The organism is Paenibacillus swuensis, from assembly GCF_001644605.1.
Lineage (GTDB): Bacteria > Bacillota > Bacilli > Paenibacillales > DY6 > Paenibacillus_N > Paenibacillus_N swuensis.
The window spans coordinates 1,404,169-1,426,110 of sequence record NZ_CP011388.1; the positions used below are offsets into that span (position 1 = coordinate 1,404,169).

The following is a 21,942-nucleotide window of genomic DNA, read 5'->3' on the forward strand; positions in this document are numbered from 1 at the left end:
CTTCCTCCTATTTACACAGATCTTCTACAAATTTAGGCAATACGAACGCCGCTTTGTGCAGACGAGGCGTGTAGTATTTTGTGTCGATTTCCGCGATTTGCGTTTCGTCCACTTGCAGCGGATCATATTTCTTGCTGCCCATCGTGAATGTCCATAGTCCGCTTGGGTACGTAGGAATATTCGCCGCATAAACACGGGTAATCGGGAAAATTTCTTTTACGTCTTTATTCACCTTTTGGATCAAATCCGCTTTAAACCAAGGGTTGTCTGTTTGAGCAACGAAAATGCCGTCTTCCTTCAGCGCTTCAAAAATCCCTTGATAGAACCCGCGCTCGAACAAAGGCGCCGCCGGGCCCACAGGCTCCGTGGAGTCAACCATGATCACGTCATATGTATTCTTATGCTCATGGATGTGCATGAAACCGTCATTGACAATCACTTCCACACGCGGGTTGTCCAGCTCTCCTGCGATTTCCGGAAGGTACTTTTTGCTATACTCAATAACTTTACCGTCGATTTCAACCAGAACTGCTTTCTCCACGCCCGGATGCTTCATAATTTCACGAATGACACCGCCGTCGCCGCCGCCGACAACCAATACATGCTTCGGATTCGGATGTGTAAACAGGGCAGGATGAGCTACCATCTCGTGGTAAACAAACTCATCTTTAATCGTGGTCATGACCATGCCGTCCAATACCAGCATACGCCCGAACTCTTCTGTATCAATCATGTCCAGCTTCTGAAAATCCGTTTGCTCCGAAACGAATGTTTGTGTGATTTTGGCTGTGATGCCGAACGATTCCGTCTGTTTCTCCGTGTACCATAATTCCATAGTGAACCCTTCTTTCTTCTTCGTGATTTGTGATGTGATTATTTTACCAAAAAGAGACCCGTTCATCCCTTGCGTCATTTGAGGTTTAAGGACCTTCCGCCCTGAAGGGAAAAAGCCTGTGCCAGGCACAAATTGTATTATAGTCGAACCCTGTCAAAATGCAACCATAAACAAGCCGCTCATGAAAATTTTACAAAATAAAACCCGCTCCTTGAATAGCTCCGCCCATAACTTTCCATACTGTTAACTAAGCGGTATTAACGAAAGGAGTGCGGATCATGAAACGAGCGGCAACCCATCCCCCTGCAGACCCTTCGGACGGACAAGAAAACCAGCCTATGGTCAGAGCTTATATTCGGTTTAAAAAGTTCATGTCTTTCCTGTTCAAAACCGCGGGTGTATTGGTTGTGCTGTCTGTCATCGGTCTCTTATTTTTGCGCATCCAATCGCTCCCTGCCTCTTCCATCACCCAAACCTCACAGATTTATGATACGAACGGCGTGTTGATCGACAGCTACCATTCCGGGCAGAACCGTCAGGTCGTGCCTATGAAAGATATATCCCCATTTCTTGTCCAAGCGACGCTGGCTATCGAAGACAATCGGTTCTACAACCATATGGGCATTGATTTTCGAGGGTTAGCCCGGGCGATTGTCGTGGACATTCAGCATATGGCCAAAGTACAAGGAGCCAGCACAATTACGCAGCAGCTTGCCCGTAACCTTTATTTGACGCAGGAGCGCACCTGGGAACGCAAAGTGAAAGAAGCCATGTACACCATTCAACTGGAAATGAATTATTCCAAGGATGAGATACTTGAGAAATATCTGAATCAAATTTATTACGGTCATTCCACATACGGTGCAGAAACGGCCGCACAGGTTTACTACGGCAAGACCGCTAAGGAATTAACGCTTGCGGAAAGCGCGCTTTTGGCAGGCGTACCTAAAGGTCCCAAATATTATTCTCCTTATATGAACTTGAGCAACGCCTTAGGGAGACAGAAAACCGTGCTGCAATCCATGGTGAAGTACGGATATATTACCCAACGCCAGGCGGATGAGGCAGCGGGTGTGCCTATGCAATTTAAACCGCTGACTGCCGCCAAGCCCGCGCTGGCGCCTTATTTCCGCGATTACGTGAAGCAGGTCATCACAACCAAGCTGGGAATCGATGAGAAGCTGCTGGACGCGGGAGGTTTCAAGATTTATACGACGCTGGATGTGAAAGCGCAGGAAATCGCGGAGAAAACGATCCGCGAACAACTGGCGGGCACGCAGGAGCTTCAAGCGGCCTTGATCTCGCTGGACCCGCGCAATGGCTACATTAAAGCGATGGTCGGCGGACGCGATTATAACGAGAATCAATATAATCGCGTCTTTGCCGAAACGCGGCAGCCGGGCTCCGCGTTTAAGCCGTTGTTGTACCTGGCGGCATTGGAGAGCAAAGCGTTTACGCCGATGACCCGCTTCCGCAGCGAGCCGACGACGTTCACCTACGACGACGGCAAGCAGACGTACACCCCCCGTAACTACGGCGGGAAGTACGTCAACGATCTGATCGATATGCGGCAGGCGATCGCCGAATCGGATAACATCTACGCCGTAAGCACGATTCAGCAGCTGTCGCCGGCGAAAGTGATTGAAACGGCCCGCAAGCTGGGTATCGACAGCGCCATGAAGCCGCTGCCTTCCCTGGCTCTAGGGACGTTTCCGGCGAGCCCGTTCGAGATGGCCGTAGCTTACGGCACCATCGGGAACCATGGCGTGAAGGCGACGCCTACCGCCGTGGTGAAAATCGTGGACGGCCAGGGACGGGTGCTGTACGAGTCGCAACCTGTGGAGGAGCAGGCCGCGGACCCCGCTTCCGCTTACGTTCTCACCAATTTGATGCAAAGCGTATTTGAAGAGGGCGGCACGGGCAATCGGGTGTCGAGCTACCTGAAGCGGCCCGTCGCCGGTAAGAGCGGCACCACGAATTCCGACGCCTGGATGGTCGGATATACGCCGGAGCTGAGCACGGCTGTGTGGGTTGGACATGACAAAGGCCGTGCCATCACCTCCATTGAATCGAGAAAGGCGGCTCCCATTTTCGCCGAGTTTACGGAGGGCGCACTCGCGTCCGTACCGCCGAAGATGTTCGAGATGCCGGAGGATGTTGTCAGCATCTATGTGGATCCGGTCAGCGGTAAACTGGCTACCGCGGCCTGCGCACAATCTCGTATGGAAGTGTTCGTGAAGGGCACTGAGCCTAAGGAATATTGCGGAGACGGTACGGCGCCGATCACACCTGCCGATGATAAGCACCACAGCTCTTGGTGGCAGGATTTGAAGAAGTGGTGGACGAATTAGTATTCGTAAAATTATATTGAAATAACGCTTAGTAACACTTAGCATTACCACATATTAACTTGGAAAATTTCGCGTCAACCTCTACTAAGTTAAAATATTCTAATTGTTTTCTAATAATAAAGCGGGACTCCTTGAGGGTACCCGCTTTCTTCATGCCTTGGTAAATGATGGGCAGATTCAATATGCTATACTTCGGGTACGGCTCCAGAAGCCAGAATCCAGGAGGAACAACATGAATCCACTTCACAAGAACATCCTTAAGAAACTGGCTGTCATCAGCATCAGCTCAACGATTTTCCTTACAGGCACAACCGCATACATAGCGCCGTCCGTCGAGGCGGCAAGCTCCTCCCGCGATCGCGTCATCTCGATCGGCAACCAATACTTAGGCACGCCTTACAAATTCGGAGCGCAATTCGGCGTAACCAGCCGTTTCGATTGCTCTTCTTTCACGAAATGGGTATACAGCCGCGTAGGCAAAACCCTGAAACGCGCTTCTAAAGATCAAGCGAGACAAGGCTACTTCGTACCGCGCAGCCAATTGGTGAAAGGCGATCTCGTCTTCTTCACCACGTCGAGCAGATCTGGCATTTCCCACGTAGGCATCTATGCGGGAAATAGCCGAGTGTTACATACGTACGGAGCCGGCGGCGTAAAATATTCCTCCATGAAATCCGGATGGTGGAACTCCCATTACGTTACAGCGCGTCGCGTACTGTAATATCCCGCAAGAAAATAGAACCTGCCCCCGATTCACTCGGGAGGCAGGTTCTTTGCATTCCTATGCCAAGCCTTGCTTTAATTCCTCGCTGGAAGCCGCCCACCACTCCGGGTTGTGCGCCATCAGCAGACTGCGAAGCGAAGCCTTTTCTTCCGGGCTGAGCCCCTCCAGGATGAATCGGCGCTTCAGCGCGTAATCCAGCTTGTTCACATGGTCCGCAAGGATCTTCCACCCTCTGCGGGCTTCCGCATCCACCAGCATCTCGCAAGCGGTCGCACCCCCGTAGCAAGTGCCTACTTCCATCCGGTCCACAGCGACCCAGACAACCCAGCACTTCTTGCCGTTCGGCACATCCTCTTTATTCATCGAGAACTTAATCCCGCGTTCCACCTTACTCTTCGCATGCATCGCCCCGTCATCGATATACGCCTGTCCGTCTTCAATAATTACGCAAGAGACGTTGCTGAGATCAATCGTTCCCGCGCCAAAGCCCCGGTGAGGTTTATTGCTTACCACGTTGAGCGCAATTTGCTTCTTCTCTTTCTTCGCCGGTTCCGCGCCTGCGCCTGCGCCAGCACCAGCTGCTTGTCCTTCGTTATTGCCCGTCGGTTGTTCTCCGTTCGTCATCTATATTACCTCCCTGTATCACGCTGTTAATTATAGTGTGACCTTCTATTGTTTATTTTAGCTGAGAAATATTTTGCGGACAAGACACATATACATGCGATAGACGCTTGTCAAGCTTGTCAACGGGAGGAAAAATTGTATGAACCATCGGCTTACCCTGCTACTTCTGCCCCTGCTCATCATCATCGCCCTGATCGGCATTGTTCTATATGACCCGGCCGAGCCTTCCAGATCCGCTCTCAGCGAGGTCAAGCCATCAGGCAAAGGCGCGAATGCAAACAAATCCAAGCAGCAACCGAAGGCCAAGCCCCAACCGCCTTCCGCTAAAGCGCCCTCCAAAGGAACTTCCGCTCCCGACCTTCCCGTGGTAAAGAAGCCGGAGCCTTTGAGCAAGCGCGTAGTTGAGTATCATATTCATGCCAAGTGGAATCCGGCGAATAAACAGATTAACGGCACCCAGACACTCACTTGGACGAATCCCGGCAAGAACGCGGTCAGTGAAATGTATTTCCACTTGTACCCCAATGCGTTCGAATCCATGGACACCACGTTCATGAAAGAGTCGGGAGGCAAGTTGCGTTCGGACCAAATGCAGGCGGGCAGCTTCGGGTTCATGAACATCACGGCAATGAAAACAGCCGAAGGAACCAATCTGCTGCCGCGGCTGCAACCCGTGCAGCCGGACGACGGCAACAAGAACGACCGAACGCTGGTTAAGCTTCGGTTGCCGGAGCCGGTGCCGCCGAAAGGCAGTATTACCCTGCGCATGGCTTTCGAGGTTCAGCTTCCGCATACATTCGCCAGAATGGGCTACGCCGGCGATTTCGTCATGGCGGGTCAATGGTTCCCGAAGGCCGCCGCCTATGAGTTGGCCGGTACCCGGGGCCGAAGCGCGGAGGGTTGGAACGCCCACCAGTACCACGGCAATTCGGAGTTCTACTCCGATTTCGGCATCTATAACGTGAAGGTCGCCGTACCTTCGAATTACGTCGTTGCCGCGACAGGCTTCCAGACCAAGCCGACCGCGGATAAGAACGGCATCCGCACCTATCAGTTTTACGCGGATGATGTTCATGATTTCGCCTGGTCCGCTTCCCCGCACTTCGTCTATGCGGAGGAACCGTTCTCCGCGCCGAATGTGCCGGGCGTGCGGATCAAGCTCTATTTGGACCCGAAGCATAAAGATTTGCAGGATCGTTATTTCCATGCCGCCAAGTCCGCATTGACGGAATACAGCAAGTGGTATGGCCAGTATCCCTACAGCACCTTGTCGATCGTGGTTCCTCCGGAAGAGGGGAACGGCGCCGGCGGCATGGAGTATCCGACCCTTGTGACGGGTTTCGGGGCATCCACCGAGGATCCCGGCCTCGAGCTTGAACGTGTCGTGGTTCACGAGATCGCGCATCAGTACTGGTACGGTATTGTGGCCAGCAATGAATTTGAGGAAGCTTGGCTGGATGAAGGCTTTGCCTCCTACTCGGAAGACAAGGTCATGGAGAAGGAATACGGGGTCGCGCCCAATCTTCCGGTGGAATCAAGTTACATCACTTCACCCGCTCCGCTGAAGCAGCTGTCGTGGAAATACAACAGCCACAATCATTACGCGGAGAACGTGTATACGCGGGCGAAGCTGGTCCTGTTGGGCATTGAGAAGGAAATCGGGCAGAAAGCGATGAGCCGGGTGATCCGGACCTATTTTGCCAAATGGAAATACAAGCATCCGTCCACTTCCGACTTTCAAGCCGTGCTCGAGCAGATTACCAAGAAAGACTGGGACCGCTACTTCAATCAGTATGTTTACGGCAACATGATGGCGGATTACGCCGTGGAAGATATTCGAACGGAGCGTGTGCGGCAGAACGGAAACACGGTCTATGAACATCGGGTGTACATTCGCAAGCATGGGGCGGATTTCAGCAAAATACCGATCGTATTTCAGTTCGAGGACGGAACCTCCATGAAGAAAATGTGGAACGGAACCGAAGCGCTGACGGAATACAAAATCACGAACGCCTCTCCGCTGGCTTGGGTCGCCATTGATCCGCAATACACCATCGTTGTGGAGAACAAACATATTAACAACTTTATGAAAGCCGATGTGGCAACGGATTCGAACATTCGCTGGAATCTTAGCATTACCAAAATCGTGGAAGCCTTGATCGGCTCCCTGGCATGGTGAGGTGAACCAAGATGATGACGCAATGGGTAAAACAAGGATGGTTTTCGGCCATTCGACAATTTTCGATCATTTTGCTGTTATTTATTTATCAATTATTATGGGGACTTGTGCTCTATCGGTTTATCGAATCCATTGTTTACCCGCTCTTGCGGAGGTACCCCGGAGACGCTTTGGAAACTTCATCCCTGCACTTATTCTTCGCGGAAAGTCAATTTCAGCTTACGAAAACCGGAATCAGCTATTCCTATATCGCCATTCTGGGCGCCCTGTTGTTGATCCGTCTCATCGCTTCACCCCTGATCCAGGCGGGACTCTTTCATTGTATTCACTTGGCCGATGTGAGAGACAAGCGCAAGTTTCTGCATGGCGTGAAACGCTGGGGTCTGTTCTTTATCGGAATGTATTGGCTTCAACTCTTTCTCACCTTGCTGCCGGCCTACTGGATTCTGCCTCATGCGCTCGTCATTTACGACAGTCAGCCGTCCCTGACCCCGATGCTGATGCACTTCAGCCCTTGGCTTGCAGGCTGGATCCTGTATGCGTTCGTCCTGCATCTGATCTTCCTGTCCATCGGGATCGGCAAGGTGAGCGGAGGCAAGCTCCTGCATTCGCTTAAGGTATCCTTCCGTCACCTGATGCCTATGGCGCTTGCCGCGTTGCTTCTGCTATCCATTGCCGGCGGCATCTACGCCGTAACGACGGCCGTGTCGTTGGTCTGGGCCGGGTTGCTTGCGCTCATTATGCATCAAATGTACCACCTGGTCCGTACCCTGCTTAAAGTATGGGGCGTGGCCACACAATACCACCTCTGGCACGCCAAAAGCGGGCTGTAGAGATTACGCGAAAATAAGCCGTTCCTGTAATTCGGGGACGGTTTTTTTGCTGTTTCACGAAAAAAAATGTGACTAATTTGTGACTAAAGGAGGATTTACGAAAAAAAGATCGAATTGTAGGAGAGGAAAAAATAATTAAACTTATCTTTGCCGAGTTCCCGCAAGGGAAACGGGGGATCCATTTTTGGGTGAATTGACCTCGCAACAAAGTGGTCATAGGGAACCTTCTCACCGAACCCTCAAGCTAACCTCGTAGGCACCGGAAGGGGCATCTTTGTTTTGAGAAAAGTTTCAGTGTTCGTACTAGGACTAGCCGTTTCACTATCTTTACAGGTGGGCATGGTTTCAGCCCAGACATCGCTCGACAAAGAAGTGTCGAAATTAGTCGGAATTGATTACAATTACGGCGGAACGACCAAGAGCGGCTTCGATTGCTCCGGATTCACATCTTATGTGTTCGACCGGTTCGATATTGATTTGCCGCACTCTTCCAGATCGCAAGCTCAGCTTGGCTCGAAAGTGAGCAAGGATGAATTGCGCGAAGGGGATTTAGTTTTCTTTGATACAGGCGGAGACGGTATCTCCCATGTTGGTGTTTATGTAGGAGATGGCAGCTTTGCACATGCTTCAAGCAAGAAAGGCGTCAGTATCAGCAAGCTAAGCGATTCTTATTATGTGAAGAGATATGTGACCGCTCGCAGAGTTCTGTCGGAGACTTCCTTTAAACAGGTCATCGCAGAGTAAGTAGTCGGTCTTCCATCCGCAGGCGCCGAGTGCGAATCGGTTTACCTGCCATTCATTAGAGAGCTTCGAAAAGGCGCCGTTACCGCGGACAAGCCTTTCGGGGCTTTATTTTTTCCTGCCGGATACTAAAGGAGCCATTCCAATGTACTTGTTTATGCATAGAAAAGATTTACGAATTGAAGATTTGCGAGCGTTCGACAGACTGCGGGATCAGGGCCAGCCCGGGATACATCTGCTCATTCTGGATCCGGTGTTACTGGATGAAGAGCGGGCTAACGATCACAGCGGCCGTACTTTTCTGCGCGCGGCGGGTCAGCTGATTAAGCAGTATGAACAGGCGGACCGGCATTTAAATCTCCTCTACGGAAATCCGGCCGAGGTGCTTGCTGCGGTGTTGCGCGCGCATCCCGTTACAGAAGTTGTCTTCCACGAAGACTATACTCCCTATGCTCGTCGGCGGGATGGAGCTTTAGCTGAAGCAGCCGCTGCGCATGCCGTACCGGTTTACGCCGTACCTAATGCTACGTTAGCGGATATTGAGTCGTTTCAACAATATTCGGGGAAAAAAGATCCCTATAAAGTATTTACACCATTTTACAGAAAAATGAAAACGTATCTGGAACTTTTTTATTCGCCGGCGTCGGCGGTTTCATTGAAGGATTTGGATACAGTTCGTCTGAACGAAGAGGTGCTGCGTCCCTATGCCGTTCCTCCTGAGGTTCAAGCCTTATTGGAAAGAGCTGCGCCTTCTGCAGAGGAGCCTTCCGCGGAATCGGTGCTTACAACGTTTCTGGAGGAGCGCCTGGAGGATTACGACGCTAAACGAGATGATTATCGCGGCGATTTCACGAGCGGAATCAGCTCGTTGCTGAATACGGGAGCGCTGTCGATCCGCCGCGTGTATGAGCGGCTCCTGGACTGCGAACACCGCGACCCGTGGCTGCGGCAACTGATATGGCGCGAGTTTTACCTGTACCAGGCTCAGCTGGACCCGTTCTTCTTCCGATATGAAGAACAATACGATATGCGTGAGCTGTCGGACGTTCACTTGAAAGCTTGGCGCAGCGGCACGACGGGGATTCCCATCATCGATGCGGCTATGCGGGAGCTGAACGCGACCGGGCGGATGCCGAATCGTCTGCGCATGGTCACAGCCATGTTCCTGACGAAGAACCTGCTCTGCCCGTTTCCGCTGGGAGAGCAGTATTTCCGGCGGAAGCTGGCGGATTACGACCATATTTTGAACCGGGGGGGATGGTTGTGGAGCTCTTCCATCGGTTTCGATGCCGCACCTTACTTCCGGATTATGAACCCCGTCTCGCAATCTGTGAAGTTTGATCCCCGGGGAGAGTACATTCGGCGCTGGCTGCCCGAGCTCGCTCATCTGTCCGACAAGGAGATCCATCAACCCCGGCCTGAGGCCATCGTGGATCTGAAGCTTTCCCGCGCCGTAGCCATCGACCGCTACCGCAGCTTGTTGGCTACCCGAGTAAACCTTGCGGACGCGGATATGGTAGACTGATAGAATCCTTTTGCTCATAGAAAAGGATAAGTTCTGATCAGTAAGGAGAATGAATGACATTGAAGCTGGTATCTTGGAACGTCAACGGCTTGCGAGCCTGTGTGAATAAAGGGTTTATGGACTACTTCAGGGAGATGGACGCCGATCTGTTCTGCCTGCAGGAAACCAAGTTGCAAGAGGGTCAGATTGCGCTGGAACTGGATGGGTACTACCAATTCTGGAACTATGCGGAGAAGAAGGGGTACTCGGGAACGGCGATTTTCAGCAAAAAAGCCCCTCTCTCGGTACGGAACGGCCTCGAAGGCGAACCGGATCCCGAAGGAAGGGTTATTACGCTGGAATTTGAGCATTTCTATCTCGTGAATGTCTATTCGCCCAATGCCCGCCGCGACCTCTCCAGACTGGATTTCAGATTGGATTGGGAGGACCGTTTCAGAGCTTATCTGATGAAGCTGGACGCAGATAAACCCGTGATGGTTTGCGGAGATCTGAATGTCGCTCACCAGGAGATTGATCTGAAGAATCCGAAGCCGAACCTCGGCAATTCCGGATTCACCCTGGAAGAGCGGGGCAAGATGACGGAGCTGCTGGGATCCGGCTTCGTGGATACGTTCCGACATTTCTATCCGGACCGGGCGGAAGTTTACTCTTGGTGGTCCTATATGCCCGGAGTCCGGTCCCGAAATGTCGGATGGCGTATCGATTACTTCTTAGCTTCCACACGTTTAGAGGATGCGCTGGTTGATGCGGGAATTGATTGCGATATAACCGGAAGCGACCATTGCCCGGTTGTATTGGAGATTACAATTTAAGGCTGGTAGTTTCCGATACGCCACTGTTGATGACTGCCGGCTGCGGATGCGTAATTCGGCTGGTAATGGTCCTGTGCACGCTGCTCAAGATACTCTAACTGTTCCGTACGTTGCGGAACCGGCGGGCCGATCAAGACGGATTCTGTAAGCGGCGCAAGCACTTGCTCCAGCTCTTCCCCGTTAATGCCGTAGGCGAGTTGTAACACATCTTTCGGCGTTTTCAGGAGCACATCGGACTCGAGTACGGTTTCCGGCAAGCTGTTATCGAACACTGCCAAAAATTGCGTATTGTCCTCCATAGCCACCTGCCAGTGGAACCAGCCCATCGGAATGTAGACGGTTTGCGCCGCTTTCAACCGGTAGCTGAGCAATTCTTTGGTGTTCGGGTTTAGAACAGAAATGACGATTTCACCTTTGACAACATAAACGAGCTCTGCGGAATTCGGATGCCAGTGCGGCTCAACAATGTTCCCTTGGCTTAAGTAGATGTCCAGCAAGGCCAGGTCTTTCAACACGGGCAATTGCGTTTTGGTCAGGGCGTAGATGAAGTTCTGGTCATTCTTCTTGAAGAGCACGGTGTTCTTCATATCGTAAGCTAAATTGAGTTGAGGGGAAGCCAAATCCATTCCTTCATAACGTTCGAACATGGGGATTCCTGCCTTTCGGTATTGGGCTATTGTCACCATACTCTATGCATCTGCCCAGAATGAAGTGCTTGTGTACTATAAGATCTATAAGAAAACCTCTATCGAGGCTGGATCATGTTGCTTGGTCAACTGCCAAGTATGATTGTATTTCAACACCGATGCTGGGTTATCCCGAAGAATCAGGCAAAAATAATATCCGTTCTTTTCAAAAAAACACTTGATACAAGAGCATTTGTTTGGTATTCTATAACATATTAAGAACGCTTGTTCCCATTTTATGGGTGATGAAGTGAGGATTATGTCTACTTGTGAAGTAACTTTCGATCATACCACTGAGCCTTCGGGATAACCCAGCATTTCAGTCCAAATAAGGTTCAGCAACACCCCATAATTTATATACTATATATTAAGAAAAGGACCAGAAAGCTCTCTCACGAGCAGCTTCCGGTCCTTCTTCATGTTATGCGAATTGCGCCCCGCTCAACCGCGCATAGGCGCCGCCCGCCGCGAGCAGCTCCTCGTGACGGCCTTCCTCTTCGATGCCCTTCTCGGTCACCACCAGGATCCGGTCCGCATGGCGGATGGTCGCTAACCTGTGAGCGATAATCAGCGTCGTCCGATTATGCGACAAGCGCTCCAGCGCCTGCTGGATAAGCTGCTCCGTCTCGGTGTCGAGCGCGGATGTCGCCTCGTCCAGTATCAGAATCGGCGGATTCTTCAGGAAGATTCGCGCGATGGACAGCCTCTGACGTTGCCCGCCGGACAGCTTCAGCCCCCGCTCCCCGATGAACGTATCGAGCCCTTCAGGCAGCGATGCAATCAGAGAGTCAAGCGACGCCTGGCTGGCGGCGGCCACAATCTCTTCCTCGGACGCCCCCAAGCGGCCGTAAGCAATGTTCTCGCGAATGGTTCCGTTAAACAGGAACACATCCTGTTGCACAACGCCGATCTGGTTGCGCAGCGACGTCTGCTTCATCTTGCGGATATCCATCCCGTCGATGGATATCTCCCCGCTGTCGATTTCGTAGAATCGCGGAATCAGGCTGCACAGCGTGGACTTACCGGCGCCGGAAGGCCCGACCAAAGCTACCGTCTCTCCGGCGTTCAGCTTCAAGTTCATGTTGCGGAGCACATGCGCGTGATTCTCGTACCCGAAGGTGACGTTACGGAATTCAATGTCGCCCCGCAACCGGGCAACTTCCACCGCATCCTTGGCATCCTTCACGTCAGGCTCGGTATCCATCAGCTCGCAAAACCGTTTAAACCCGGCCATCCCCTTCGGATACAACTCCAGCAAAGCATTAATTTTCTCAATCGGACGCAGAAAAATATTCACATACAACAAGAAACCGACCAGCTCACCGTAGCTCAATTTCCCTTGGTAAGCGAACCAGGTGCCGAAGATCAGAACGGTCAGCGTAATGAACCGCGTCAACATGTAAATGCCGGACAGGCTCAACGATATCGCAAGATAGGACTGCAGCTTAGCCGAGCGAAACGCCTGGTTGTTCTTGTCGAAACGAGCTCTCTCGAACGACTCGTTGCCGAACGATTTCACCACGCGGATGCCGGAGATGCTGTCTTCCACGCGCGCGTTGACATCAGCGATTTTTTCGAACATTTGGGTGGCGGCTTTGCTGAGCTTCTGGTTGAAATACACGATAATCCATGCCAAAATCGGCACAACAATGAACGTGATGCAGGCAAGCTCCCAGTTGACCATGAACATGATGCCGAAGGCGCCGACCAGCGTCATGATCGCAATGAACAAGTCCTCCGGACCGTGATGCGCCATCTCGCCCAGATCGAAGAGATCGTTCGTCAGGCGTGACATGATCTGCCCCGTCTTGGTGTTGTCGAAGAACCGGAACGAAAGCTTTTGCACATGGTTGAAGAGCTGTTTGCGCATATCGGTTTCGATGTTGATCCCGAGCATATGACCCCAATAGTTCACAACGAATTGCAGCCCCATAGAGATGAGATACATGACCAGCAAACCTACGCACACCCACACAATCTGAGTCCAATTCCCTGTCGGCAGCAGCTTGTCGATCGTCCACTGAACACCGATGGGAAAACCCAATTCCAGCAGCGCGGCGAATACAGCACAGGTGAAATCGAACAGGAACAGTTTCTTGTAAGGCACATAATAGGCCATAAAGCGGCGGATTTGAGACATTGTGACACTCCTTTTTGCGGTGTAGCGTTAGCATGAGCATTTGGTACTCATCGTACACGTTGGCCGGATTTTCGTCCAGGTAACAATTAAGTTATAGTCGCGACGATGATTCCGACTGAACCAATATTTACGGCTTTCGGACGCGGTGTTACAATAAAAGACCTATGCTTGTGACCAAAAAATTAACATTCTGTTAGGAGAGATTCTCATCGGCACTACCTTGCGCAAAATTCTATTCTACCTCTTCGTTTTCGTGCTCACTCTTCTCTTAACTTGGCAGGATGTGCACATTGGCCTCATTCTCGGAATTGTGTTCGCCTTGTCTTTTCTGATCCTGATTTTCCCCGACCTCTATATGATGTTTCTGGAGACAAGAATTGACCGGTTGGAGAGGTATCTCCTTGGGCAGCGTGCTAAGCCCACCGTCAACCTGATCTATGCTATGGCGAATAAACAGGATGAGGAAGTGGAAGAACTCTACAATCTTATGCTGGCCAAATATAAAAACAAACAGCGGCAAGCCTTATTGATCTGCTCTTATGCGGCTTATAAAGACCAAGTCAGCACGGTGAAAGACAGCGTACGGGAAATACAATCCGCTGCTTACCGGATATATTATGAGACCGCCATACTACTGGAAGAGAGACGTCCCGATGAGGCCAGAGCCTTGGCGGAGCAATTGACGAAGCCGTGGATGAAGCATAGTATTCTGGCCGAAATCGAGCTTAAAGCGGGGAACCGCAACGAAGCGATGCGGCACGCCGGGGAGGCGATGAGGACTGCCAAAGGCGCACAGCGATATGTCCTGTACAAGCATTATGAACGGGAATTGCCAGAAGGGCTTGTCCGCATGTAGCTGATACGCGTCATTTATGTAATTTATTCCTTTAGAAGGATTGACTTTTATTCACGCGCTCATTATTGTCTACATTGAGACTACAAAACATGGGAGGCGATCCATCAATGGCAGCAACAGGAACGGCAACGGTTACGGTCGGCAATGCATTCAGACAATATGAAGTGGCTGAAGGGTGGGCGAAATTGCCCGCTACCATCACACTGGGGTACACGCATGGTGTTGAAGTGGACTCGGCTGGGAATGTATATATATTCCATATGAACAAGCCGAGTGTTGTTAAATTCGACAGCGAGGGTAACTACCTATCTTCCTGGGGCGATGAATATGAAAGCAGAGCGCATGGTTTTCTCTTGCACCAAGAAGACGGCGAGGAGTTCTTCTACCTGACGGATATGTCCGGCCGCGTCGTTAAGACTACGTTGGACGGTAAGGTTCTGCTGGCGATAGAGACACCGGATCTGCCTGACATTTACGATGCGGATCGCAAGTTCATTCCTACGGACGTTGCCGTAGCGCCAAACGGGGATATTTACGTTGCGGACGGTTACGGTCAACACTATATCCATCAATATAATCAGGAAGGCGCCTTGCTGCGTTCCTGGGGCGGAGCAGGCTCCGACATCGGCAAACTGAACTGCCCTCACGGCATTTCAGTGGACCTGCGTCATAGCGAGCCTGAGCTGTATGTAGCGGATCGCGGCAACCACCGGATTCAGGTGTTCACATTGGACGGTCAGTATAAACGAATTATTGATGAGAACATGGACGCGCCTTGCAGCTTCTACTATCATGGCGATGAAGTGATTTTCCCTGATCTGCACAGCCGGGTCACGATTCTGGACAAGAACGATCAACTGATCGCGCATCTGGGTGAAGATCAACAGGCCTACAAGCAGCAAGGTTGGCCGGATCTTCCGCTGGACTACTTCCGCACGAACCGCTTCAGCTCCCCGCACGGCGTATGCTTCGATGCGGACGGTAACATCTACGTTGCCGAGTGGACGCAGCACGGTCGCATTACAAAGTTACTTCGTAAATAATGAGCAAGGCCTGAACAACCCTCAGGGTTGGTTCAGGCCTTTTATTTTGATCAAAGGCTCAGTGCCTCTTTAATACTCAGCTCCAGCGGCGAATACCCTTCATTTCCGGTGCGATCAAACTCCATCCGGTCCTTTAGCGGCGTTGTACGGTTGCACATAAATCTCGGCGTTCCGGCGTGATTGGCTGAGGGCGCGTGGTACAGAAACGGGTGGCATAAGATGACATCGCCCGGTGAACCGGTCGTTTCCACGACACGAAGACGGACTCCTTCGGCATCAATCGTCTCGGTCATGAACTTCTCCACACGGCTCCGACCATCTCCGCTCTCCTCGCTCTCCCCCGTCAGTTCAGCCATCCAAGGATGACTCCGATTCACCGCGCCAATCGCGGGTCCTTGCTCTGTGCCGTCCGGAAATGCGGACAAGTACTTGGCGACGATCTTGTGGGAGCCTTCCGCAACCAATGTGCCGCCTCCGCGCGTGCCAATTTCCGAAAATAAACACAGACACAACAGCCCTTGCTCCGGGCTATCGACGTAATGTCGGAAATGCTGTCCGTCCCAATGCCATCCGCCCTTCGGCACATCCCACGCCTTATCGCTTCCCAATGCGAAGTTAACCGGCCACCACCCATAAGTTGCGACAAGCTCCGTCTCACCGCAGACACTTCGTTCCGCCCAACGGCCGGCACCGATTAAATCTTCTATGGCATCCGCCAAGCGCTTCGTATTGCACAGCTGGAAGTCGTCGTGCGAATAGGCCTCATTGATCTGCACCATCGGTTTAGTCCATGTGGATGAATCATCCTTCAGCATACCCATAGGCTTCATGCGCTCCCACACCAGGTCCTGGCAAGCCAAGGCAACCTCCCTCGGGAACCCTTCCGCAAGCTTGACCCAGCCGCGCTCTTTAAACTGCTCCACCTGCTCATTCGACAACACGGAATAACTCACCTTACTCCACGCCCCTTCATACGTCACTCGATTCACTGGCCAGAATGAGAACCTTTTCTTATCGAATTATATCCCAATCAAAATAGCTTTACGAGGGGTCTTTCTTCGGGTACGGGTGCTATTTTTCGGGTCAGATCGCGAGAGATTTAAACAGCATGTTAATATAGAAGGAGATTATGATCGGTCTTGCGATTGTCTACCTGAATTCCGTCAAATACATTGTTACTGAGCATATCTATTAATTATGGATAGAGGGAGAAGATTACATGTCAGGAGTTAAACAACGGGCCGTTTCCTTGGATTTAGCCAGAGGGTTCATGCTGCTGCTTATTACCCTCGCGCATGCCCCTCTCTACTTGTACGGCGCCGAGCCCGGAATGCTGCAAAGAGTGGCTGGCGCCTCCTTCTTCGATCAAATCGTAAACCTGTTCGGTATACTCTTGATTGACAACCGGGCCAGAGCGATGTTTGCCGTGCTCCTGGGCTATGGAATCGTGCTTGCTTTCCAAAGTCAAATCTCCAGGGGATTCAGCGGGAAAGAAGCTTTAGCCATCCTCCGGCGGCGTTCCTGGGTTCTCATTCTGTTCGGGATCGCCTTGGCGGTCCTGATTGGCGGTCAGGATATATTCATGGCTTACGGCATTGCCATCCTTCTCGTTGGCTGGCTGTTACCTCGAAGCAACCGTGCGTTAATACGAACATTTATAATTGTCACCGCATGTTATGCTGTGGTGATCCCAATCCTATGGGGATTTAATATGCAAGATATCGGCAGTTACAGCTTTCCTCCGGAATTCGCCGCCACGGATACCTACCTCAGTTATACCTTGGAGCGATTGTTTACGTTTCCGATTACTCCTGTTCTGATCCATCTGATGTTCCCGGTTCTTCCGCCGGTGCTGCTTGGCATGTGGATCGCCAAATTCCGGCTGTTAACCAACCCTGAGCTTCGGTTAAAAACTCTTTATTTTATCGCATCTATAGGCTTATCGGTATCCTTAGCCGGAGCGTTGCCTCTTACCTTCGTGGGTACGGGCTGGCAGCCTCCATTATTCACAGTCGGCATCCTTTACGGCATTCACATCCTCACCGGCTTTGCGGGAGGGCTGGCATATGCGGCACTATTCGGTATCATCGGGGCCAAATTAACACAACCCGGACGGTACACCTTTACGCTCACGGCTTTGGGGAAACGCTCCCTGACGTTCTACGTGTGGAATGAGGCGATTCTTGTCCTGCTCCTGTCGCCGGTCGCTCTCGACTTAGGCGGGCGGACAAGCAACGGAACCGCGACGTTGATTGCCTTGGGGGTCTGGGGACTCTCTGTTCTTTTGGCCGCAATGATGGAAAAGCGCAATCGGAACGGACCTTTGGAAGTGTTGTTGCGGCGGTTGGTTTATCGTCGTTCTTAAAATTGCGGGCGGGCATCGCTTAATTACGTCGATTTGGCCCGTGAATAGAGGATGACAGGGATAAGCATCAGCGAGAGCAAGCTGCCTGTAAGGGAAAGGAAAGCGTAACTGGTGTGGGATACGATTACACCTGATAAAGCGCCGCCGGACGCGCCTGCCAATGCGACTAACACCTCGATGGAGCCTTGCGTTTTGGCGCGTGTATCCGGGGTTGTAGCATGAATGATTTGTGCTGTGCCGCTGATCAGACCGAAATTCCATCCGATTCCCAGCAGCGCCAAAGCTGTCACCAGTCCCAGCATGGAATGGGACGGTACGATCGCCCCTAGCGCGCCTGCAGCAAGCAAGGTTCCTCCCGATGCATAGGACATTGCCGTATACCCGAATTTATCCGTCAGCGCTCCGGTTACTAAGGAAGGCAAAAACATGCACGCGATATGTATACCAATGACCAAACCCACCTCACTTATACTGTGTCCGTGAAGCCTCATGTGGACGGGCATCATGGTCATCAGCGCAACCATGACGATCTGGGTCAATACCATAACGGTCGTCCCGATGAGAAGCCCGCGGTTACGGGTAATCTTTTCGCTTCCCTCTGTGTTTAGAGCAACACCTGCTACAACTTTATCCTTATTGGCTATAGCTATTGCAACAAGTAAGGGATCCGGCCGGAGAAACGCCCAGATCATCCCGCCAGCCAACAGGAACGCGGCGGCCGCAAGCAGGAAAGGTCCAGCCAAGGCCGGTATCCCGAGAGACTCTGCAAACTCCCCCGTAACATGGACCAGATTGGGTCCTGCCACAGCCCCGAATGTCGTAGATACCATAGCTATGCTAATCGCCCTCGCCCGTTCCTTCGGCTTCGCCAAGTCTGTTCCCGCATACCTAGCCTGCAAATTTGTAGATGTTCCAGCACCATACACAACGAGGGAAATAAAGAGCAGCGTCAGATTGTCGGCGACTGCCGCAAGGACGACTCCGGCCGCGCCTGTACCTCCTGCCAAGAACCCCGCGCTTAGCCCCGTCCTTCTCCCCCACCTCTGGGAAAGCCGGCCCACAATAAAGGCCGCACCTGCAGACCCTAACGTAATCAACGCGGAAGGCAATCCGGCCAAACTGTCTGTTCCCATCATATCCAGAGCAAGCAACGCGCCTACAGTCACGCCTGCCGCCAGACCCGCACCGCCAAAAATCTGCGCAATGACAACGATCACCAGACTTCTTCGGTAAAGTTCCCGCTGTTTCTTTGGAGAATCGTAATAACTTTGGATCTGTTCCTGCATCAGCCGCCCCGCCCTTCTACTATAGTTTCCAGTTATTTTGATGGTATCTTATTTCCCCCTAAATTTCACGTGTTTCCATGACGTTTTTTGAGCAAAGTAATTTATTTGAAATAGTACCTTGACAGTCACAGTAGTATGCCGTATTATACAGATATGGAGGTGATGGTATGAGCGAGAACAAGATCACATCCGACCTGCTGCGCGGACATACGGATACGATGATTTTACGGATCTTGTCTGAAGCTGACCGCTATGGCTACGAGATTGTCAAGCTGATTGCCGAGCGCTCGGACGGCGAGTATGAATTAAAGGAAGCTACAATGTACTCCAGCGTTCGACGGCTTGAAGCGGAAGGCGATATCGAGTGGTATTGGGGAGATGAATCCCAGGGCGGACGACGGAAGTATTTCCGAATTACAGATAAGGGCAAGACGACATACGAACAGAACAAGAGCAACTGGGAATATGCCAAACGTATTCTTAAAAACTTATTATAAGGAGTGTTTCGATTATGAATCAGAAATTAAACAACTATCTAAACGGTGTTTTCACACCATATGACGGGGTAAAGAGCGTCACTGAATTAAAGGCAGACCTGCTGTCTGATTTGCAGGAGCGGTTTAACGAACTGAAAGCCGAGGGCAAGGACGATGAAACGGCTTTTCAGATGACCATTGAAAGCATCGGCGACATTGAGCAAACGATCCTAGAGGTCGCCAACCTCTCGCGCTCACTGGAGCGTCAGGTAGTGACAAACTTCAGCGCGAGTAATCTGGCGCAGAGCGATTTCGCAGGCGTTACCGCTCACAAAGGTCAATTTAACGCAAGCGCGTTACGCGGTACCGACTTCGCGGGCGCGGACTTAACCGGAAGTTCGTTTAAGAGCAGTGACATGCGTGAAGCCAATTTTGACGGGGCGAATTTGACGGACTGCCATTTATCCTCACTTGACCTTTCGAATGCAAGCTTCCATGAATCGATTCTGGTACGCACTAACTTCAGCAGTTCCGGATTGGAAGGATCGCAATTTAAAGGCGTTAAGCTGAGAGACGTCACGCTAAGCAAGACTGATCTTACCAAAACCATCTTTGAAAACTGCACGTTTGACGGCGTAGACTTTAAACATTGCGACTTGAGCGGGCAGCGTTTTGACGGGCAGACCTTTATCGGTGTTAAATTTGACAAGTCGGCTGTAAACGATGTTTCGTTCAGGGGCGCTACACTCAAGAATGTTTCGTTCCAAGCGTTCTTCTCGCTGACCAATAAGTATTACCGCGGGATCAAGACCATCTGCTTTGACGGCGCGTTCATGGATAAACTGACCTACGCCTCGCTTAAAGGCATGGGAGCCGATTTGTCCAAAGTTACGGTTCAATAAGGAGGAGAAGCGAGATGAACAATAAATCCATTCAAGTGAAGGGATTGCAGAAATCCTACAAGCAACTGCAAGTGCTGAAGGGTGTGGATTTCGAGGTGGAGAAGGGCAGTATATTCGCACTGCTCGGCTCCAATGGAGCGGGTAAGACAACGGTTGTCCGAATTCTCACCACGCTGCTGAAACCGGATAGCGGAACAGCCGCCGTGAACGGATACGATGTTGTGACCAATCCGGACGGCGTAAGGCAATCCATCAGCCTCACCGGGCAGTTTGCGGCAGTGGATGAGATTTTGACCGGCCGGGAGAATCTCATCATGATCGCCAAGCTCCGCTACCTCCCCAATCCGCGACAGGTTGCAGATGACATGCTTAAGCGCTTTAATCTGACAGATGCTGCGGACCGCAGGACGTCGACGTATTCAGGCGGTATGCGCCGCAGGCTTGATATCGCTTTGAGTCTCGTGGGAAAACCGCAGATCGTGTTCCTTGACGAGCCGACTACAGGCCTTGACCCCGAATCGCGTATCGAGGTTTGGAAGATTGTGAAGGAGCTTTCCGAAGGCGGAACCACCGTGTTCCTCACCACTCAGTATTTGGAAGAGGCTGAGCAGTTGGCCGACCGGATTGCCATTTTGCACGAGGGAAAGATTATTGCAGGCGGCACTTTGGCGGAGTTGAAGAAACGGTTCCCACCGGCGAAGGTGGAGTATGTTGAGAAACAGCCGACATTAGAGGAAATATTCCTCGCGATCGTTGGCAAGAAGGGGGCATAAGTAAATGGAAGCAGCAAAAAAACACTTTATCAGCGACTTGAGCGTTATGCTAGGACGCTCCATGCGCCATATTTCCCGCAGCGTGGACACAATCATGACGGTGACTATTACGCCGATCGCGATGATGCTGCTGTTCGTCTATGTATTCGGAGGCGCCATTGAAACCGGAACGGATAACTATGTGAATTACCTGCTGCCCGGCATCCTGCTGATTGCGATTGCCAGCGGTGTGGCGTACACGGCTTTCCGGCTGTTCACCGATGTGCAACGGGGCATCTTGGAGCGGTTTCACACCATGCCGATTTCAAGCTCCGCTCTATTGTGGGGGCATGTGCTAACCTCGCTGGTCTCCAATGCGATTTCGGTTGTCGTCATCATACTCGTAGCGTTAATCATGGGCTTTTCCTCGTCGGCTGGGCTGCTGTCCTGGCTTGCCGTAGCCGGTATCCTCACATTGTTCACACTCGCCTTAACCTGGGTCGCGGCCATTGCCGGACTAACCGCCAAAACCGTGGACGGCGCCAGCGCCTTCTCCTACCCGATTATCTTCCTGCCATTCATCAGCTCGGCGTTTGTACCTACCGATACGATGCCGAAAGCCGTTCGCATCTTCGCCGAGAATCAGCCGGTGACTTCTATCGTGGAAGCCATCCGCGCGCTTTTGTCCAGTCAGCCGGTGGGCAATGACATCTGGATCGCTCTTGCATGGTGTGTGGGAATTACGCTCGTGGCTTATGTTTTTGCAATGAGGGCTTATAAGAAGCGGGTTTAAAGTGCGGGAAGTCACAAAC

General features: G+C 51.7%; 20 protein-coding genes and 1 riboswitch. Of the genes, 14 read left to right on the forward strand and 6 right to left on the reverse strand.

Features of this window, described 5'->3' with window-relative positions:
- Positions 1 to 7: 7 nt before the first annotated feature.
- Entirely contained in the window at positions 8 to 835 is an 828-nt protein-coding gene (speE, locus tag SY83_RS05995; RefSeq protein WP_068605182.1) for a polyamine aminopropyltransferase, read from the reverse strand.
- 278 nt (positions 836 to 1,113) lie between these two features.
- Here speE and SY83_RS06000 point away from each other — a divergent pair, with 278 nt between their 5' ends.
- Both SY83_RS06000 and SY83_RS06010 read left to right on the forward strand, forming a co-directional pair.
- Positions 1,114 to 3,186: a transglycosylase domain-containing protein gene (locus tag SY83_RS06000; RefSeq protein ID WP_068605184.1), complete on the forward strand. Its 2,073-nt coding sequence runs from the start codon at positions 1,114 to 1,116 to the stop codon at positions 3,184 to 3,186.
- A gap of 232 nt (positions 3,187 to 3,418) precedes the next feature.
- Positions 3,419 to 3,907 (forward strand): C40 family peptidase, encoded by a 489-nt coding sequence (locus tag SY83_RS06010; RefSeq protein WP_068605188.1) that lies wholly within the window; start codon positions 3,419 to 3,421, stop codon positions 3,905 to 3,907.
- Between the two features lie 60 nt (positions 3,908 to 3,967).
- Here the strand turns inward: SY83_RS06010 and SY83_RS06015 are convergent, their stop codons facing one another.
- Positions 3,968 to 4,534, reverse strand: a complete 567-nt coding sequence (locus SY83_RS06015) for a YwhD family protein (protein ID WP_082882358.1) — start codon at positions 4,532 to 4,534, stop codon at positions 3,968 to 3,970.
- 139 nt (positions 4,535 to 4,673) lie between these two features.
- On the opposite strand from SY83_RS06015, the gene SY83_RS06020 reads away from it, so the two are divergent.
- The 5 genes from SY83_RS06020 (at position 4,674) to SY83_RS06040 (ending at position 10,624) form a co-directional block, all read left to right on the forward strand.
- Positions 4,674 to 6,713 (forward strand): M1 family metallopeptidase, encoded by a 2,040-nt coding sequence (locus tag SY83_RS06020; RefSeq protein ID WP_068605189.1) that lies wholly within the window; start codon positions 4,674 to 4,676, stop codon positions 6,711 to 6,713.
- 11 nt (positions 6,714 to 6,724) lie between these two features.
- Positions 6,725 to 7,546 (forward strand): hypothetical protein, encoded by an 822-nt coding sequence (locus tag SY83_RS06025; RefSeq protein WP_157279802.1) that lies wholly within the window; start codon positions 6,725 to 6,727, stop codon positions 7,544 to 7,546.
- A gap of 138 nt (positions 7,547 to 7,684) precedes the next feature.
- A riboswitch (cyclic di-AMP (ydaO/yuaA leader) is annotated at positions 7,685 to 7,820 on the forward strand.
- A gap of 5 nt (positions 7,821 to 7,825) precedes the next feature.
- Positions 7,826 to 8,290, forward strand: coding sequence for a C40 family peptidase (locus tag SY83_RS06030; RefSeq protein WP_068605194.1), 465 nt, complete (start codon positions 7,826 to 7,828; stop codon positions 8,288 to 8,290).
- 142 nt (positions 8,291 to 8,432) lie between these two features.
- Positions 8,433 to 9,812 (forward strand): cryptochrome/photolyase family protein, encoded by a 1,380-nt coding sequence (locus SY83_RS06035; RefSeq protein ID WP_068605196.1) that lies wholly within the window; start codon positions 8,433 to 8,435, stop codon positions 9,810 to 9,812.
- Between the two features lie 59 nt (positions 9,813 to 9,871).
- Positions 9,872 to 10,624 (forward strand): exodeoxyribonuclease III, encoded by a 753-nt coding sequence (locus SY83_RS06040; RefSeq protein WP_068610934.1) that lies wholly within the window; start codon positions 9,872 to 9,874, stop codon positions 10,622 to 10,624.
- Here SY83_RS06040 and SY83_RS06045 read toward each other — a convergent pair.
- Both SY83_RS06045 and SY83_RS06050 read right to left on the reverse strand, forming a co-directional pair.
- Positions 10,621 to 11,271 carry a cupin domain-containing protein gene (locus SY83_RS06045; RefSeq protein ID WP_068605198.1) on the reverse strand — a complete coding sequence of 217 codons (651 nt, stop codon included), beginning with the start codon at positions 11,269 to 11,271 and terminating at the stop codon, positions 10,621 to 10,623. The two genes, SY83_RS06040 and SY83_RS06045, sit on opposite strands and share 4 nt — an antisense overlap.
- Before the next feature lie 460 nt (positions 11,272 to 11,731).
- Positions 11,732 to 13,450, reverse strand: coding sequence for an ABC transporter ATP-binding protein (locus SY83_RS06050; protein WP_068605199.1), 1,719 nt, complete (start codon positions 13,448 to 13,450; stop codon positions 11,732 to 11,734).
- A gap of 220 nt (positions 13,451 to 13,670) precedes the next feature.
- Here SY83_RS06050 and SY83_RS06055 point away from each other — a divergent pair, with 220 nt between their 5' ends.
- Together SY83_RS06055 and SY83_RS06060 are read left to right on the forward strand one after the other, a co-directional pair.
- Complete coding sequence (locus SY83_RS06055) at positions 13,671 to 14,306, forward strand: hypothetical protein (RefSeq protein WP_068605202.1); 636 nt, start codon at positions 13,671 to 13,673, stop codon at positions 14,304 to 14,306.
- 107 nt (positions 14,307 to 14,413) lie between these two features.
- Entirely contained in the window at positions 14,414 to 15,349 is a 936-nt protein-coding gene (locus SY83_RS06060; protein ID WP_068605203.1) for an NHL repeat-containing protein, read from the forward strand.
- A 50-nt stretch (positions 15,350 to 15,399) separates the two neighbouring features.
- Here the strand turns inward: SY83_RS06060 and SY83_RS06065 are convergent, their stop codons facing one another.
- The gene (locus tag SY83_RS06065; RefSeq protein WP_068605205.1) at positions 15,400 to 16,302 is read right to left on the reverse strand and encodes a phytanoyl-CoA dioxygenase family protein; all 903 of its coding nucleotides are present in this window, start codon (positions 16,300 to 16,302) and stop codon (positions 15,400 to 15,402) included.
- Positions 16,303 to 16,568: 266 nt separating this feature from the next.
- Here SY83_RS06065 and SY83_RS06070 point away from each other — a divergent pair, with 266 nt between their 5' ends.
- Positions 16,569 to 17,714 carry a DUF418 domain-containing protein gene (locus SY83_RS06070; protein WP_068605206.1) on the forward strand — a complete coding sequence of 382 codons (1,146 nt, stop codon included), beginning with the start codon at positions 16,569 to 16,571 and terminating at the stop codon, positions 17,712 to 17,714.
- 23 nt (positions 17,715 to 17,737) lie between these two features.
- On the opposite strand, the gene SY83_RS06075 is transcribed toward SY83_RS06070, so the two are convergent.
- A complete protein-coding gene (locus SY83_RS06075; protein ID WP_068605208.1) occupies positions 17,738 to 19,000 on the reverse strand; it encodes an MFS transporter in 1,263 nt (420 codons plus the stop codon).
- A gap of 167 nt (positions 19,001 to 19,167) precedes the next feature.
- Here SY83_RS06075 and SY83_RS06080 point away from each other — a divergent pair, with 167 nt between their 5' ends.
- Genes SY83_RS06080 through SY83_RS06095 form a run of 4 tightly spaced genes read left to right on the forward strand, consistent with a single transcriptional unit; the run spans position 19,168 to position 21,923 of the window.
- A complete protein-coding gene (locus SY83_RS06080) occupies positions 19,168 to 19,497 on the forward strand; it encodes a PadR family transcriptional regulator (protein ID WP_068605210.1) in 330 nt (109 codons plus the stop codon).
- A 14-nt stretch (positions 19,498 to 19,511) separates the two neighbouring features.
- The gene (locus SY83_RS06085) at positions 19,512 to 20,378 is read left to right on the forward strand and encodes a pentapeptide repeat-containing protein (RefSeq protein ID WP_068605211.1); all 867 of its coding nucleotides are present in this window, start codon (positions 19,512 to 19,514) and stop codon (positions 20,376 to 20,378) included.
- Positions 20,379 to 20,392: 14 nt separating this feature from the next.
- Entirely contained in the window at positions 20,393 to 21,151 is a 759-nt protein-coding gene (locus tag SY83_RS06090) for an ABC transporter ATP-binding protein (protein WP_068605213.1), read from the forward strand.
- A 4-nt stretch (positions 21,152 to 21,155) separates the two neighbouring features.
- A complete protein-coding gene (locus SY83_RS06095; RefSeq protein ID WP_068605214.1) occupies positions 21,156 to 21,923 on the forward strand; it encodes an ABC transporter permease in 768 nt (255 codons plus the stop codon).
- The last annotated feature ends 19 nt before the right edge of the window (positions 21,924 to 21,942 follow it).

Excerpts from the sequence above, each read along its gene's own strand:
- speE (WP_068605182.1), bottom strand. The coding sequence starts at position 835 with ATGGAATTATGGTACACGGAGAAACAGACGGAATCGTTCGGCATCACA.
- SY83_RS06000 (WP_068605184.1), top strand. The coding sequence starts at position 1,114 with ATGAAACGAGCGGCAACCCATCCCCCTGCAGACCCTTCGGACGGACAA.
- SY83_RS06010 (WP_068605188.1), top strand. The coding sequence starts at position 3,419 with ATGAATCCACTTCACAAGAACATCCTTAAGAAACTGGCTGTCATCAGC.
- SY83_RS06015 (WP_082882358.1), bottom strand. The coding sequence starts at position 4,534 with ATGACGAACGGAGAACAACCGACGGGCAATAACGAAGGACAAGCAGCT.
- SY83_RS06020 (WP_068605189.1), top strand. The coding sequence starts at position 4,674 with ATGAACCATCGGCTTACCCTGCTACTTCTGCCCCTGCTCATCATCATC.
- SY83_RS06025 (WP_157279802.1), top strand. The coding sequence starts at position 6,725 with ATGATGACGCAATGGGTAAAACAAGGATGGTTTTCGGCCATTCGACAA.
- SY83_RS06035 (WP_068605196.1), top strand. The coding sequence starts at position 8,433 with ATGTACTTGTTTATGCATAGAAAAGATTTACGAATTGAAGATTTGCGA.
- SY83_RS06045 (WP_068605198.1), bottom strand. The coding sequence starts at position 11,271 with ATGTTCGAACGTTATGAAGGAATGGATTTGGCTTCCCCTCAACTCAAT.
- SY83_RS06050 (WP_068605199.1), bottom strand. The coding sequence starts at position 13,450 with ATGTCTCAAATCCGCCGCTTTATGGCCTATTATGTGCCTTACAAGAAA.
- SY83_RS06060 (WP_068605203.1), top strand. The coding sequence starts at position 14,414 with ATGGCAGCAACAGGAACGGCAACGGTTACGGTCGGCAATGCATTCAGA.
- SY83_RS06070 (WP_068605206.1), top strand. The coding sequence starts at position 16,569 with ATGTCAGGAGTTAAACAACGGGCCGTTTCCTTGGATTTAGCCAGAGGG.
- SY83_RS06075 (WP_068605208.1), bottom strand. The coding sequence starts at position 19,000 with ATGCAGGAACAGATCCAAAGTTATTACGATTCTCCAAAGAAACAGCGG.
- SY83_RS06080 (WP_068605210.1), top strand. The coding sequence starts at position 19,168 with ATGAGCGAGAACAAGATCACATCCGACCTGCTGCGCGGACATACGGAT.
- SY83_RS06085 (WP_068605211.1), top strand. The coding sequence starts at position 19,512 with ATGAATCAGAAATTAAACAACTATCTAAACGGTGTTTTCACACCATAT.
- SY83_RS06090 (WP_068605213.1), top strand. The coding sequence starts at position 20,393 with ATGAACAATAAATCCATTCAAGTGAAGGGATTGCAGAAATCCTACAAG.
- SY83_RS06095 (WP_068605214.1), top strand. The coding sequence starts at position 21,156 with ATGGAAGCAGCAAAAAAACACTTTATCAGCGACTTGAGCGTTATGCTA.